A 13,243-nucleotide genomic window follows, 5' to 3' on the forward strand; every position below is an offset into this window, starting at 1 on the left:
TATGACATTGTCCGTTTACAACACCCTGACCCGTCAAAAAGAGGTGTTTACACCCCTGGTGCCCGGAAAGGTTGGCATGTACGTCTGTGGCATGACAGTTTACGACTACTGTCACCTGGGCCATGCCCGGGTGATGATTGCCTTTGATGTGATTGCGCGGTATTTGCGCCATCGTGGCTTTGAAGTCAACTATGTTCGCAACATCACCGACATTGATGACAAGATCATCACTCGGGCCAATGAAAATGGCGAAGCATTCAATGTGCTGACTGAGCGGTTTATTGATGAGATGCACAAGGACTCCGCATCACTCGGGATCGAAATGCCCGATGCGGAGCCACGTGCAACAGCCCATATCGACGATATTGTTGCCCTGATTGAGACCCTGATTGACAAAGGCTTTGCCTATCCTGCAGCCAATGGCGATGTGTATTACTCGGTGCGCAAGTTCGACGGCTATGGCAAGTTGTCGGGCAAGGTACTGGATGAACTGGAAGCGGGTGCGCGGATCGGTGTTGACGAACACAAGCAGGATCCTCTCGACTTTGTGTTGTGGAAGTCAGCCAAACCGGACGAGCCACATTGGGAATCACCCTGGGGAATCGGCCGCCCTGGCTGGCATGTCGAGTGTTCTGCCATGTCCAAATGCTGCCTGGGGGATACTTTCGATATTCATGGTGGTGGGCCAGATCTGAAATTCCCACACCATGAAAACGAAATTGCCCAGTCCGAGGCCGCCAATGGAGCGCATTACGTCAATACCTGGATGCATGCCGGGGCGGTGCGGGTTGATGGTGAAAAGATGTCCAAGTCATTGGGTAACTTTTTTACCATCCGCGAAATTCTCGACAAGTATCCTGCTGAAGTTGTGCGTTTTTTGCTGCTGTCGAGCCAGTATCGCAGTGCGATCAACTACAGCGAAGAGAGCCTGAAGGAATCACACACTCGTCTGGAGCGATTCTATAATGCCCTGGATGGAGTTGAGGTTGGTGCTATCGAAGATGTGGAAAATGATTTTTCTGCACGTTTTCATGCAGCAATGGATGATGACTTCAACACCCCGGAGGCAATTGCTGTGCTGTTTGAGTTGGCGCGAGCCATTAACAAGGCCGAGGGGGCAGAGCAGGCAGCACTGGCCGGGCAATTACGTTATCTGGGGTCGGTTTTGGGGTGCTTGCAGTCGGAGCCGAAAGATTTTTTCCAGGCTGGTGCTGGAGATGAAGCCGACTGGATTGAAACCATGATCCAGCAGCGACTGGATGCCAAGAAAGCCAAGGACTTTGCCGCGGCTGATGCGGTGCGGGATACGCTGGCAGCCAAGGGAATCGTATTGAAAGATGGGCCGGAAGGAACGACCTGGATCAAGCAGTAGTCGACCACAGCCTGATCTGTTGATCCTTCACGTCTGATAGCGATCCTGATGAACACAACAGCCCGGCATGTCCGGGCTGTTGTGTTTCTTGTTTACTGTATGGACTGGACTGTCCGGCAGGGAGTGCCTGTAACGGTTTCAGGTGTGCAGGTTTTCGCAGGCAAACAAGGTGTTTTCCAGTAGTTTGGCGCGTGTCATTGGCCCCACACCGCCCGGAACCGGGGTGATGTATGATGCACGGCTGGCGGCCTCGGCAAATTCAATATCACCAATCAAGCGGCCTTCTGGTGTGCGATTGATGCCCACATCAATCACGATTGCCCCTTCCTTGATCCATTCGCTATCGACAATACCGGGCTTGCCAACGGCAACCACCAACAAGTCGGCCTGGCGTACGTGTTGCTCCAGGTTTTGGGTAAAACGATGGCAAGTAGTGACGGTGCAGCCACGTAATAATAATTCAAGCCCCATTGGTCGCCCAACGATATTGGATGCCCCCACGACAACCGCGTGCATGCCCGCCAGTTTTTTGCCAGTGCTGTCGAGCAAGTCAATGATACCCGCTGGAGTACAAGGGCGGAGCAGGGGGATGCGCTGGGCAAGGCGACCCATATTAAACGGATGAAAGCCGTCGACATCCTTGGTTGGGTCGATCCGTTCAAGAATCTCGTCGGCTCGCAAACCATCGGGGAGGGGGAGTTGCACCAGAATGCCATCGATGGTGGCATCGTCATTCAGCTGCTCAATCAGTGTCAGCAGTTCCTGTTGCGTGGTGCTTGCTGGCAGGTCATAGGCCTTGCTGGCAATACCAACCTGCTCGCAGTCCCGGCGTTTGTGGGCGACATACACTTGAGAAGCGGGATCTTCTCCTACCAGGATAACAGCCAGCCCTGGCAGGCGTTTGCCTTGCTGTTGGCGCTCGGTAACCTGTTGCTGAATGTGCGTGCGGATAGCTTCCGCTCTGGCGTTACCGTCAATCAGTTGTGCGGTCATGAAATGAAAAACCTGTTGTAGAGATGTATCTGTTGCAATTTTCTCACGCCCGCGAAGGAAAACAAAGCGACAGCTAAATGACTGATCAGTTATCAGACAGTTTCTCGCCAAAAGCAGTGAAGTATTTGTTTTATCGAAATATTTTCAAATTCTGGTTGACCTGCTGGCAGGTCATCTATAATATGCGCAGCCACTTGGGAGGGTCAGCAAAACACTGACTGTTGCAAGTAGTGTGACGGGGTATAGCGCAGTCTGGTAGCGCGCCTGGTTTGGGACCAGGATGTCGGGAGTTCGAATCTCTCTACCCCGACCATTTAATCTCGAAGGTTAGATGGACATGCGCCCGTAGCTCAATTGGATAGAGCACCGGCCTTCTAAGCCGGGGGTTGCAGGTTCAAGCCCTGCCGGGTGCGCCAATAGCATCCCGAGCATGATATGGTGGCCGTAGCTCAGTTGGTAGAGTCCAGGATTGTGATTCCTGTTGTCGCGGGTTCGATCCCCGTCGGCCACCCCATTTTCAAGTCTTGTTTGTCTTTTCTTCTTCCTGTCAGCTTCTTCGTATCGACACCTTTGGGTCAGTTGCTCTTCGCTGCTTTCTGCCTTCAGGCACTTTCTCTGTATTTTTATTGTCCAGCACTCTTGCTGATTGCTTTTTTTGTTTCTGCAATTTGCAGTGGTTTGTTTTCTCTCGTTTATTCGTCCTCTGGCTTGCGTTATACTCCGCGGCTTTCTGAATCGGCGACCGGTATTTTCCGGTAGTGATCGTAAAAAACACTTTATCTGAGAGGCATCTATGCAAGTGTCCATCGAGACAACCAGTGGTCTTCAGCGTTGTATGACCATTGGCGTTCCTGCTGCGGAAGTAGAACCAAAAGTAACAGCAGAGCTGAAAAAGCTGGCCAAAGGTCGTCGCATTGATGGTTTTCGTCCGGGCAAGGTTCCTCTTGCAGTGATCAAACGTATGTTTGGTCAGCAAGCGCGTTATGAAGCTGTCTACCAGCAAATGCAGCAGTCTTTCTTTCAGGCTGTGCAGGAGCAAGCGCTCAAGCTGGCAGGAATGCCCAGTTTTGAACCTGTGGTAAACGAAGACGGCAAGGATCTTGAGTTCAAGGCAACCTTCGAAGTGTATCCAGAAGTTGCTCTGGGTGATTTTGCTGAGCTGTCCATTGAGCAAAAGACAGCCACCGTATCCGATGACGATATGGAAAAAATGGTGGAGACCCTGCGTCAACAAAACACCACCTGGACAGAAACCGATGCCGCTGCTGAAGATGGCGATCGTGTTGTTATCGATTTTGAAGGCTTTGTCGATGGTGAAGCATTCGAGGGTGGCAAAGCTGAAGGCCACACCCTGACTTTGGGATCTGGCTCCATGATTCCAGGTTTTGAGGCTGCAATTGTCGGCTTTGTCGCTGGCGATGAAAAAACCATTGATGTGAACTTCCCTGACGATTACCACAAGGAAGAGCTCAAGGGTAAGCCAGCACAATTCAAGATCACTGTGCAAAAAGTCGAGAAGGGCGAACTGCCTGAAATGAACGAAGCCTTCTTCAATACCTTCGGCGTAGAAACCGCTGATGAAGCCGAGTTCCGCGCTGAAATTCGCACCAATATGGATCGCGAATTGAAACGTGCCCTGCGTACTCTGACCAAGCAACAAGTGATCGATGCATTGGTTGCCAGCAACGAAGTTGAAGCACCAACCCCTCTGATTGACCAGGAAATTGATCGTCTGCGCCAGCAGGCAGTCAAGCAGTTTGGCGGTCAAATGGATGCCTCACAACTGCCTGCCGAGATTTTCAAAGGCCAGGCTGAGCAACGCGTCAAGGTTGGTCTGTTGATGAATGCTGCTATTGAAGCAGCCGACATGAAGCCATCCGATGAAAAAGTCGCTGAGCTGATTGAAGAAATTGCTTCTACTTACCAGGACCCTGAACAGGTTCGTGAGTATTACTCCAGCAATGCCGAACAAAAATCACAGATCCAATCATTGGCTCTGGAAGATCAATTGATCGAAAAAGTGTTAGCGGCTGCTACCGTTTCCGTGGTTGAAACCTCGTACGAAGACGTTATTCGCGCTGCCAATGCCAACCAAGCAATGTAATAGTTGGTATCTTGGGGACTGACAGATTCGTCTCCAATGGCTACACTCAAAAACAGCCGCTACATAGCGGCTGTTTTTGTAATGATGGTTCGATACTGGTTTTGTATGGGAGTAATTTTATGAATGACCAATTCACTCAGGGATCGGAAGTGATCCAGAATGCCCTGGTTCCTATGGTAGTAGAGCAGTCTGCTCGCGGTGAGCGCTCTTACGATATCTACTCCCGTTTGCTGAAGGAGCGGGTGATTTTTCTGGTAGGGCCTGTGGAAGATCACATGGCCAATCTGGTCGTGGCTCAACTGCTGTTTCTTGAGTCTGAAAATCCGGACAAAGATATTCACCTGTATATCAACTCACCGGGTGGTTCGGTTTCTGCTGGCATGTCGATTTATGACACCATGCAGTTTATCAAGCCGGACGTCAGCACCATGGTTATTGGCCAGGCCTGTAGCATGGGAGCCTTTCTGTTGGCTGCCGGGGCAGCAGGCAAGCGCTACAGTGTGCCGAACTCACGGGTAATGATCCACCAGCCAAGCGGTGGTGCCCAGGGGCAGGCAACGGATATTCAAATTCATGCTCGCAATATCCAGCATACCAAGGAACGTCTCAATAGCATTCTGGCGCATCATACTGGCCAGAAGTACGAGACAGTTGCGGCGGATACCGAGCGCGACAACTTTATGACTGCCGATATGGCACTTGAATATGGCCTTATTGACAAGGTTTTGACCCATCGAGGTCAATAAAATTGACCAAACGATGGCCGACAGGCTTGAAACTCGACCATTGTGCACCTATATATGAATGCTATGTACCAGAATGAGGCAGTCGAATGACCGACGATACTAAAGGCAAAGGCGAAGACGGCGGCAAGCTGCTCTACTGTTCGTTTTGCGGTAAGAGTCAGCATGAAGTGCGCAAGCTGATTGCCGGGCCTTCGGTGTTTATTTGCGATGAATGTGTTGATTTGTGTAATGACATTATTCGTGAAGAAGTCCAGGAGACCGATAACAAGGGCGGTTCTGACACCCTGCCTACGCCACAGGAAATTCGTCTGACTCTGGATGAATACGTTATTGGTCAAGATAAAGCCAAGGTGGTTTTGGCTGTGGCGGTTTACAATCACTACAAGCGTCTGCGCTTTGGTGAAGGTAAAGGCAAAGGGAAGGGCGATGTTGAGCTATCCAAGAGTAATATCCTGCTGATTGGCCCAACGGGCAGCGGCAAGACATTGCTGGCAGAAACACTGGCTCGCTTGCTGAATGTACCATTTACCATTGCTGATGCCACTACACTGACAGAAGCGGGTTATGTGGGCGAAGATGTAGAAAACATCATTCAGAAATTACTGCAGAAGTGTGACTACGATGTTGAGCGCGCCCAGCGAGGCATTGTGTATATCGATGAGATTGACAAGATTTCACGTAAATCCGACAACCCGTCAATCACACGTGATGTATCAGGCGAGGGGGTTCAGCAAGCATTACTGAAGCTCGTCGAGGGGACTGTTGCATCCGTGCCGCCACAAGGTGGTCGAAAACACCCGCAGCAAGAATTTCTACAGGTGGACACCTCCAATATCCTGTTTATTTGCGGAGGAGCCTTTGCCGGACTGGATCAAATTATTCGGGATCGGTCTGAGCGTAGTTCCATTGGCTTTGTGGCTACCGTTAAAGGCAAGGAAGACCAGAAATCAATTGGTGCAGCATTACGCGAAGTAGAACCCGTTGATCTGGTTAAATTTGGTTTGATTCCTGAGTTTATTGGCCGTTTGCCGGTTGTGGCAACGCTGGATGAACTCGACAAGGATGCCTTGATCCGGATTCTGACCGAACCAAAAAATTCACTGGTTCGTCAATTCCAGAAGTTGTTTGAGATGGAATCAGTAGAGCTTGATATTCGCGACTCGGCTCTCGATGCCATTGCCAATTGCGCAATGGAAAGAAAGACCGGCGCGCGAGGATTGCGCTCGATTCTGGAAGGAGCCTTGTTGCAGACCATGTATCGAGTGCCTTCTGAACCGGATATCAGCAAGATTGTTATCGAAGATAGCGTTATTAATGGTATCGCTGAACCCATCATGATTTATGAGAGTGGCGATGTCGCCATGGCCTCTTCAGAAAGCGATTAACACTTTCCTGAAAAACAATAAAAAGGAGCCATTGGCTCCTTTTTATTTGTTTGTTGCTTGTTTTTAACGGGCACAACCCCCACTCTCAGAATATTGCTTTGTAGCAGAGACCTAATCTGATGAATCAAGAAGTATTACCTCTCTTGCCACTGCGTGACGTAGTGGTCTTTCCCGCCATGGTTATTCCCTTGTTTGTGGGGCGGGAAAAATCAATCAATGCTCTGGAAGAAGCGATGGCGGGCGACAAACGCATCATGCTTATTGCCCAGAAGGACGCCTCTGATGATGCCCCTGGCATTGAAGGGCTCCATAGCGTTGGAACAGTAGCCACCATCCTGCAGCTACTTCGCCTCCCTGACGGCACTGTCAAAGTGCTGGTTGAAGGTGAAGAGCGTGCCTCACTGGAACGTCTGATCGATGAGAGTGACTTGTTCCGTGGCCAGGTTGTACCAGCCGGAACACGCATCCCGGATGAACGCGAGAACGAAGTACTGACCCGCTCCTTGACCGGGCACTTTGAGCAGTATGTACAGCTGTCCAAAAAAGTACCCAGTGAAGTGCTTTCCACCATTTCTGGTGTTGAGGATGTCAGCCGTCTGAGTGACACCATTGCCGCCCATATCTCTCTCAAACTGGAAGAGAAACAGGCTGTACTGGAAATGTTCGACCCCAAAGAGCGGGTTGAGCACCTGATGGAATTGATGGAATCTGAAATCGACCTGCTCAAGGTCGAGAAGCGGATTCGTGGTCGCGTTAAAAAACAGATGGAAAAAAGCCAGCGCGAGTACTATCTGAATGAGCAAATGAAAGCCATCCAGAAAGAACTCGGTGATCTGGAAGACGGCAGCAATGAGTTTGATGAGCTGACCGAAAAAATTGAAAAGGTTGGCTTGACCACAGAAGCCAAGGAAAAGGCCGAAGCAGAATTACGCAAACTGCGCATGATGTCACCGATGTCGGCTGAAGCTTCCGTTGTCCGGGGCTACCTGGACTGGTTGCTGAATCTGCCGTGGAAAAAACGTTCACGACTGAATCATGACCTGGTTCGCGCCCGGGATATCCTCGATGCCGATCATTACGGTCTGGAAGAAGTCAAAGAACGCATCCTTGAATACCTGGCGGTCCAGAATCGCGTCAAAAAGGTCAAAGGTGCAGTCCTGTGTCTGGTGGGCCCGCCGGGTGTTGGTAAAACCTCGTTGGGCAAGTCCATTGCCCGGGCGACCAACCGGCAGTTTACCCGCATGTCTTTGGGTGGTGTTCGGGATGAAGCTGAAATTCGTGGCCATCGCCGTACCTATATCGGCTCCATGCCAGGCAAGCTGGTCCAGCGCATGACCAAGGTTGGTGTGCGCAACCCCTTGTTCCTGCTGGATGAAATCGACAAAATGGGGATGGACAACCGCGGTGACCCGGCTTCTGCCTTGCTGGAAGTGCTGGACCCAGAACAAAACAACACATTTGCAGATCACTACCTTGAGGTGGATTATGATCTGTCGGATGTCATGTTTGTCTGCACATCCAACAGCATGAATATTCCCGGGCCTTTGCTGGATCGTATGGAAGTCATTCGTATTCCAGGGTACACCGAGGCTGAGAAGGTGAATATTGCCCAGCGCTACCTGTTGCCAAAGCAGATCAAGCAAAACGGCCTTAAAGCCGATGAGATTGAGCTGCCAGAATCACAGTTGCGCAGCATTATCCGGCACTACACCCGTGAGGCGGGTGTGCGAGGGCTTGAACGTGAACTGGCCAAGCTTTGTCGCCGTGTAGTCAAGACCAATATGCTGAGCCAGACAACCGCTACCTGCGTGATTACCGAAGAGTTGCTGGAAGAATTCCTCGGTGTTACCAAATACAGCTACGGCCTGGCTGGAGCCAGTAACGAAGTTGGACAAGTAACCGGACTGGCCTGGACATCGGTCGGTGGCGAATTATTGACACTGGAAGCGGCGGCCACTCCTGGCAAGGGACGGATCATCAAGACCGGCTCGCTGGGTGACGTGATGCAGGAATCCATTCAGGCGGCCCTTACAGTCGTCAGAAGTCGCGCCCCAGGCATGAAAGCGGATGTCGAGTTTTTTGAAAAGAACGATATCCATGTTCACGTACCGGAAGGCGCTACTCCGAAAGACGGCCCCAGTGCCGGGATCGGCATGGCAACCGCACTGGCATCCGTATTGACCGGCATTCCGGTTAAGGCTGAAGTTGCCATGACAGGGGAGATCACCCTGCGCGGCAAGGTGCTGGCGATTGGTGGCTTGAAAGAGAAGCTGCTGGCCGCGCATCGTGGAGGCATCAAAACGGTTATTATTCCTCGAGAGAATGAAAAAGACCTCAGGGATATACCGGAAAATATCAAGCAAGACCTGACGGTTGTTGCTGTAGACTGGATCGACGAGGTTCTGGATTTGGCGCTTGAGTCAAGCCCTGATGGTGTTTCGGCACCAATTGTTCCGACAGATGATGCAAGCGTCAGCAAGGACGAGGGTTCTCGCCCAAAGACGCACTGAGTCTGCTTGACGGTGCATAACCCAGTTGGTATAAATCGACGCTCTTTAATTTCCTGTAGCGATCGCCCAGTCGCATAACAAGAATCTAATATTGCACACAGAGTGAGGGGAAAAGTGTGAATAAGTCCGAATTAATCGACGCCATTGCCGCATCAGCTGATATTCCAAAGGCAGCTGCTGGTCGCGCACTGGATGCCATGATAGAAAGTGTTGGTACTGCGCTAAAAGACGGTGATCAGGTTGCCCTGGTTGGATTCGGTACATTTTCGGTGAAAGAGCGCGCAGAACGTACAGGCCGCAACCCTCAAACCGGTGAACCAATTCAGATCAAGGCTGCCAAAGTGCCTGGATTCAAGCCAGGGAAAGCGCTTAAGGATGCCGTTAACTAAGCTGTCAGAATGATTTGACACACTGACTGGCAAGGCGGTCTGGCATGCCGGACAGGGTAGTTACAGCAGGTTTTTACCTTGTTGTACTACCTACCCAGATAAAAGAGCGCATCCTGGATGCGCTTTTTTTATGTTGCTGTAGCGAATACCCGGAGGAAGCATGCTACAAACAATGCGTAATAGTGCCCAAGGCATTATTGCCAAGGTCATCGTATTTTTTATTATTCTTGTCTTCGCCCTGTGGGGTGTTGAAGGCATTGTCAATATTGGTTCTGGCGAAACGCCAGTCGCCGAAGTCGGTGGTGTCGAGATACTGGAGCCTGATATCCAGCGACTGATTGAGCAGCAAAAGGCCAACTTGCGCCGCCAGTTTGGCGAGCAATTTGATGAAAACCTGTTTAATGACCAGTTGTTACGTGAATCAGCGCTTGATCAGCTGATCCAGCAGCGAGTTGACGCCGTACAGGCTGATCGCTTTGGTCTGTATGCCTCCACCAGTGTGGTTGATCAGGCTATTGTCAATATTCCGGCTTTTCAACTGGACGGCCGTTTCAACAAGGAACAGTTTCTCAGCGTATTGCGTATGAACGGCTGGACGCCGCTGACATTTCGAGCCAGCTTGGGCGAAGATCTGAAAGTAAACCAGGCACAGCAAGCATTGACCATGACGTCCATTCCGACGCCATATCAAACTCGCCTTAGCGCCATGCTGAACGGAGAGCTGCGCACGGTTTCCTATGTTGAAATTCGTGCCCAGGATTTGATGGATGACATCGAACTCTCTGATGAAGACGTGCAAACCTACTACGATGACAACAGTTCCCGCTTCCAATCGCCAGAGCAGGCCCGTATTCGTTATGTCGGTTTTGACCGCGCAGCACTGGCCGCCGCAGAAGAGGTCTCTGAGGATGAAATCAAGGCCGCTTACGATGATTACCTGAATGAGCTATCCGCCAAGGAACAACGCAGTTCCCGTCATATTCTGGTTGAAGTCAGTGATGAGCGTTCCAGTGAAGAAGCCTTGGCCAAGGCAAATGAACTGAAAGCAGAACTGGATGCTGGTGCTGATTTTGCCGAACTGGCACAAACCAGTTCCGATGATATTGCCAGTGGCAGCAGTGGGGGTGATCTGGGTTATATCAGTCACGGTACCTTTGTGCCGGAGTTTGAAACGGCTCTGTTTGCGATGCAGCAAGGGGATATTTCCGAGCCGGTAAAAACTGAGTTTGGTTACCATATTATCCAGTTGCTTGATGTCAAGGCGTCGGAATCGGACACGTTTGAACAGCAGCACGATGAACTGGCCGAGTACATTCGTAACGAAAAAGCCGGGCTGCGTATCGCTGAGCAAACGCAAGAATTAAGCAATCTGGCGTTTTCATCAGACTCTGTGGATGAGATTGCCGCGGTACTGGGTCTGACAGTTCAGGAATCGGGCTTGTTTACTCGTGATTTTGGTGAAGGACTGGCCGCTAATGATGCTGTGCGCCAACAGGCGTTTGCAGAAAACCTGCTGCTGGATCGGGAGTTGAGTGAGCTGGTTGAAACAGAGCAGGGAGTCTATGTGTTTGCTGTATCTGAACATGAAGAACCCCGAACATTGCCTCTGGAAATTGTCCGCCAGCAAGTTGAAAACCTGCTCAAGCGTGATAGAGCCTCAGAACTGGCCGACACCATTGCCGCTCAAATTGCCGCAGGAGAGCAAGAATCCGATGCCTGGACTTCTGTCGAAGTCACTTATGACCAGACGACCGATCTTCCTCGCGAAGCCCAGTCCAGAGCATTTGCCTTGCAGCAAGGTGTCGTAGCAGTAGTGGACGTACAGGGCGGTGCTGCCGTTGTGCGGGTCGATGATATACAGGTAGATGATCTGGCCGATCTGACGGTCAGCGCTGAAGAGAAGGGCCTGCTTGAAAATCGGGCAGCTCGTGCCAATATCGCCAGCTACCGCAAATGGGCACAAGACAACATTGAGATCAAACGTCCCGGTGCCTGATTGGCTATTTGATTAGCCATTTGGTTGTTGATAAAAAAGCCCGCATTGATTGCGGGCTTTTTTTGTTTTTCATCCAGGATGGATTACATATTGGGATAGTTCGGACCACCACTCCCTTCTGGAGTCACCCATTCAATATTCTGGGACGGATCCTTGATATCGCAGGTTTTGCAGTGAACACAATTTTGCGAATTGATCTGGAAGTGCTTGCCTTGCTCGTCTTCCGTGATTTCGTAAACACCCGCCGGGCAGTAACGTTGAGCCGGCTCATCCCACTGCACCAGATTGATCTCCAGAGGAATTTCAGCATCGGCCAGCTTCAGGTGGCAAGGCTGGTCTTCGGCGTGGTTAACATTGCCGATAAACACGGAATCCAGTTTGCTGAAGCTTAATTTGCCATCTGGCTTGGGGTAAATGATCGGTTTGCATTCAGAGGCAGCCCGCAGAGTGTCGTAGTCTGGCGTGGTGTCGTGCAGTGTGACCGGCATGGCCAGAATATTCTGATCAATAAAGTTGAAAGCAGCCCCGCCCAGAGTCCCCAGCTTGTGAAGCGCGGGGCCAAAGTTGCGGCTGCGTTGCAGCTCTTGCCAGGCCCAGCTGCTCTCAAAAGCGGTGGTGAATTCCGTCAGCTCGTCGTGACAACGATCAGCCGCGATAGCGGCAATCACCGTCTCGGCAGCAATCATGCCGCTTTTCATAGCAGTATGAACGCCTTTGATTTTGGCAAAATTCAGCGTTCCGGCGTCACAGCCGATCAGCAAACCACCAGGAAAGGTCATTTTGGGCAGGCAGTTCAGTCCTCCCTTGGTGATGGCCCGGGCACCATAAGACACCCGTTTGCCACCTTCCAGATACTGTGCGATGGCAGGGTGGTGTTTCAGGCGCTGGAATTCATCATAAGGGCTGACATAAGGGTTGGAATAGGAAAGATCGGTAATCAGCCCAACCATGACCTGACCGTTATCCCCATGGTAGAGAAAAAAACCACCCGATGAAGATGATTCGTTCAATGGCCAGCCAGTACCGTGCATCACCAGTCCAGGCTGGTGCCTGGCAGGATCGATATCCCACAATTCCTTGATGCCGATTCCGTAATGCTGAGGGTCCTTGCCAGCATCCAGTTGATATTCATTGATCAGGCGCTTGCCCAAATGGCCACGACACCCCTCTGCAAACAGGGTGTAGCGGGCCCGTAGTTCCATTCCGGGGGTGTAACTGTCCTTGGGATTGCCCTCGGCATCCACTCCCATATCCCCGGTAATCACACCCTTGACCACGCCATCTTCAAGCAATACTTCTGCCGCCGGGAAGCCCGGATAGATTTCAACGCCGAGTTCTTCTGCCTGCTGACCCAGCCAGCGACACAAATTGCCAACGCTACCTATATAGTTGCCGTGGTTATGCATCGGTTTGGGCACAGCCCAGCCAGGGGCCTGTATCGACTTGCTGTCGCCAAGCAGAAAATACACTTCATCCCTGGCAACCCGGGTCGTGAGAGGGGCATTGTTTTCCTTCCAGTCCGGGAACAACTCCGTCAGCGCCCGGTCTTCAATAACCGCACCAGACAAGATATGGGCACCGACTTCGGAACCTTTTTCAACCAGGCAGACCGAAATCTCGTTGCCTGCTTCGTTGGCGACTTGCTTGATGCGGCAAGCCGCTGCGAGGCCCGCTGGGCCTGCGCCGACAATTACAACGTCATACTCCATTACATCACGGTCCATACGGATCTCTCCTGTTAACGGTTA

9 protein-coding genes and 3 tRNA genes are annotated in these 13,243 nt (G+C 51.3%); 10 read left to right on the top strand and 2 right to left on the bottom strand.

The window, feature by feature from the left end; genetic code table 11:
- Position 1: 1 nt before the first annotated feature.
- On the top strand, positions 2-1,372 hold the full coding sequence (gene cysS, locus Q8W24_RS02590) for a cysteine--tRNA ligase (RefSeq protein WP_305474306.1): 1,371 nt from the start codon (positions 2-4) through the stop codon (positions 1,370-1,372).
- A 138-nt stretch (positions 1,373-1,510) separates the two neighbouring features.
- Here the strand turns inward: cysS and folD are convergent, their stop codons facing one another.
- Positions 1,511-2,365, bottom strand: coding sequence for a bifunctional methylenetetrahydrofolate dehydrogenase/methenyltetrahydrofolate cyclohydrolase FolD (folD, locus tag Q8W24_RS02595; protein WP_303431631.1), 855 nt, complete (start codon positions 2,363-2,365; stop codon positions 1,511-1,513).
- 236 nt (positions 2,366-2,601) lie between these two features.
- Between folD and Q8W24_RS02600 the strand changes: the two genes are divergently transcribed.
- The 9 genes from Q8W24_RS02600 (at position 2,602) to Q8W24_RS02640 (ending at position 11,495) form a co-directional block, all read left to right on the top strand.
- Positions 2,602-2,678, top strand: a tRNA-Pro gene (locus tag Q8W24_RS02600).
- A 26-nt stretch (positions 2,679-2,704) separates the two neighbouring features.
- A tRNA-Arg gene (locus Q8W24_RS02605) sits at positions 2,705-2,781 on the top strand.
- Positions 2,782-2,803: 22 nt separating this feature from the next.
- Positions 2,804-2,879, top strand: a tRNA-His gene (locus tag Q8W24_RS02610).
- A 279-nt stretch (positions 2,880-3,158) separates the two neighbouring features.
- On the top strand, positions 3,159-4,469 hold the full coding sequence (tig, locus tag Q8W24_RS02615) for a trigger factor (protein WP_303431630.1): 1,311 nt from the start codon (positions 3,159-3,161) through the stop codon (positions 4,467-4,469).
- A 119-nt stretch (positions 4,470-4,588) separates the two neighbouring features.
- Positions 4,589-5,215 (top strand): ATP-dependent Clp endopeptidase proteolytic subunit ClpP, encoded by a 627-nt coding sequence (clpP, locus tag Q8W24_RS02620; protein WP_303431627.1) that lies wholly within the window; start codon positions 4,589-4,591, stop codon positions 5,213-5,215.
- A gap of 86 nt (positions 5,216-5,301) precedes the next feature.
- Complete coding sequence (clpX, locus tag Q8W24_RS02625) at positions 5,302-6,600, top strand: ATP-dependent Clp protease ATP-binding subunit ClpX (protein WP_303431625.1); 1,299 nt, start codon at positions 5,302-5,304, stop codon at positions 6,598-6,600.
- 119 nt (positions 6,601-6,719) lie between these two features.
- Positions 6,720-9,110, top strand: coding sequence for an endopeptidase La (gene lon / locus Q8W24_RS02630; RefSeq protein WP_303431623.1), 2,391 nt, complete (start codon positions 6,720-6,722; stop codon positions 9,108-9,110).
- Between the two features lie 116 nt (positions 9,111-9,226).
- A complete protein-coding gene (locus Q8W24_RS02635; RefSeq protein ID WP_303431622.1) occupies positions 9,227-9,499 on the top strand; it encodes an HU family DNA-binding protein in 273 nt (90 codons plus the stop codon).
- A gap of 160 nt (positions 9,500-9,659) precedes the next feature.
- The gene (locus Q8W24_RS02640) at positions 9,660-11,495 is read left to right on the top strand and encodes a SurA N-terminal domain-containing protein (protein WP_305451813.1); all 1,836 of its coding nucleotides are present in this window, start codon (positions 9,660-9,662) and stop codon (positions 11,493-11,495) included.
- An 83-nt stretch (positions 11,496-11,578) separates the two neighbouring features.
- On the opposite strand, the gene Q8W24_RS02645 is transcribed toward Q8W24_RS02640, so the two are convergent.
- Positions 11,579-13,219 (bottom strand): electron transfer flavoprotein-ubiquinone oxidoreductase, encoded by a 1,641-nt coding sequence (locus Q8W24_RS02645; protein WP_305474309.1) that lies wholly within the window; start codon positions 13,217-13,219, stop codon positions 11,579-11,581.
- Between the last annotated feature and the right edge of the window lie 24 nt (positions 13,220-13,243).

Source organism: Oceanobacter sp. 4_MG-2023, from assembly GCF_030689165.1.
In the GTDB taxonomy this organism is placed as follows: Bacteria; Pseudomonadota; Gammaproteobacteria; order Pseudomonadales; family Oceanobacteraceae; genus Oceanobacter.

Coding starts and splice junctions, on each gene's coding strand:
- Q8W24_RS02645 (WP_305474309.1), bottom strand. CDS start 13,219: ATGGACCGTGATGTAATGGAGTATGACGTTGTAATTGTCGGCGCAGGC.
- cysS (WP_305474306.1), top strand. CDS start 2: ATGACATTGTCCGTTTACAACACCCTGACCCGTCAAAAAGAGGTGTTT.
- lon (WP_303431623.1), top strand. CDS start 6,720: ATGAATCAAGAAGTATTACCTCTCTTGCCACTGCGTGACGTAGTGGTC.
- tig (WP_303431630.1), top strand. CDS start 3,159: ATGCAAGTGTCCATCGAGACAACCAGTGGTCTTCAGCGTTGTATGACC.
- folD (WP_303431631.1), bottom strand. CDS start 2,365: ATGACCGCACAACTGATTGACGGTAACGCCAGAGCGGAAGCTATCCGC.
- clpX (WP_303431625.1), top strand. CDS start 5,302: ATGACCGACGATACTAAAGGCAAAGGCGAAGACGGCGGCAAGCTGCTC.
- clpP (WP_303431627.1), top strand. CDS start 4,589: ATGAATGACCAATTCACTCAGGGATCGGAAGTGATCCAGAATGCCCTG.
- Q8W24_RS02640 (WP_305451813.1), top strand. CDS start 9,660: ATGCTACAAACAATGCGTAATAGTGCCCAAGGCATTATTGCCAAGGTC.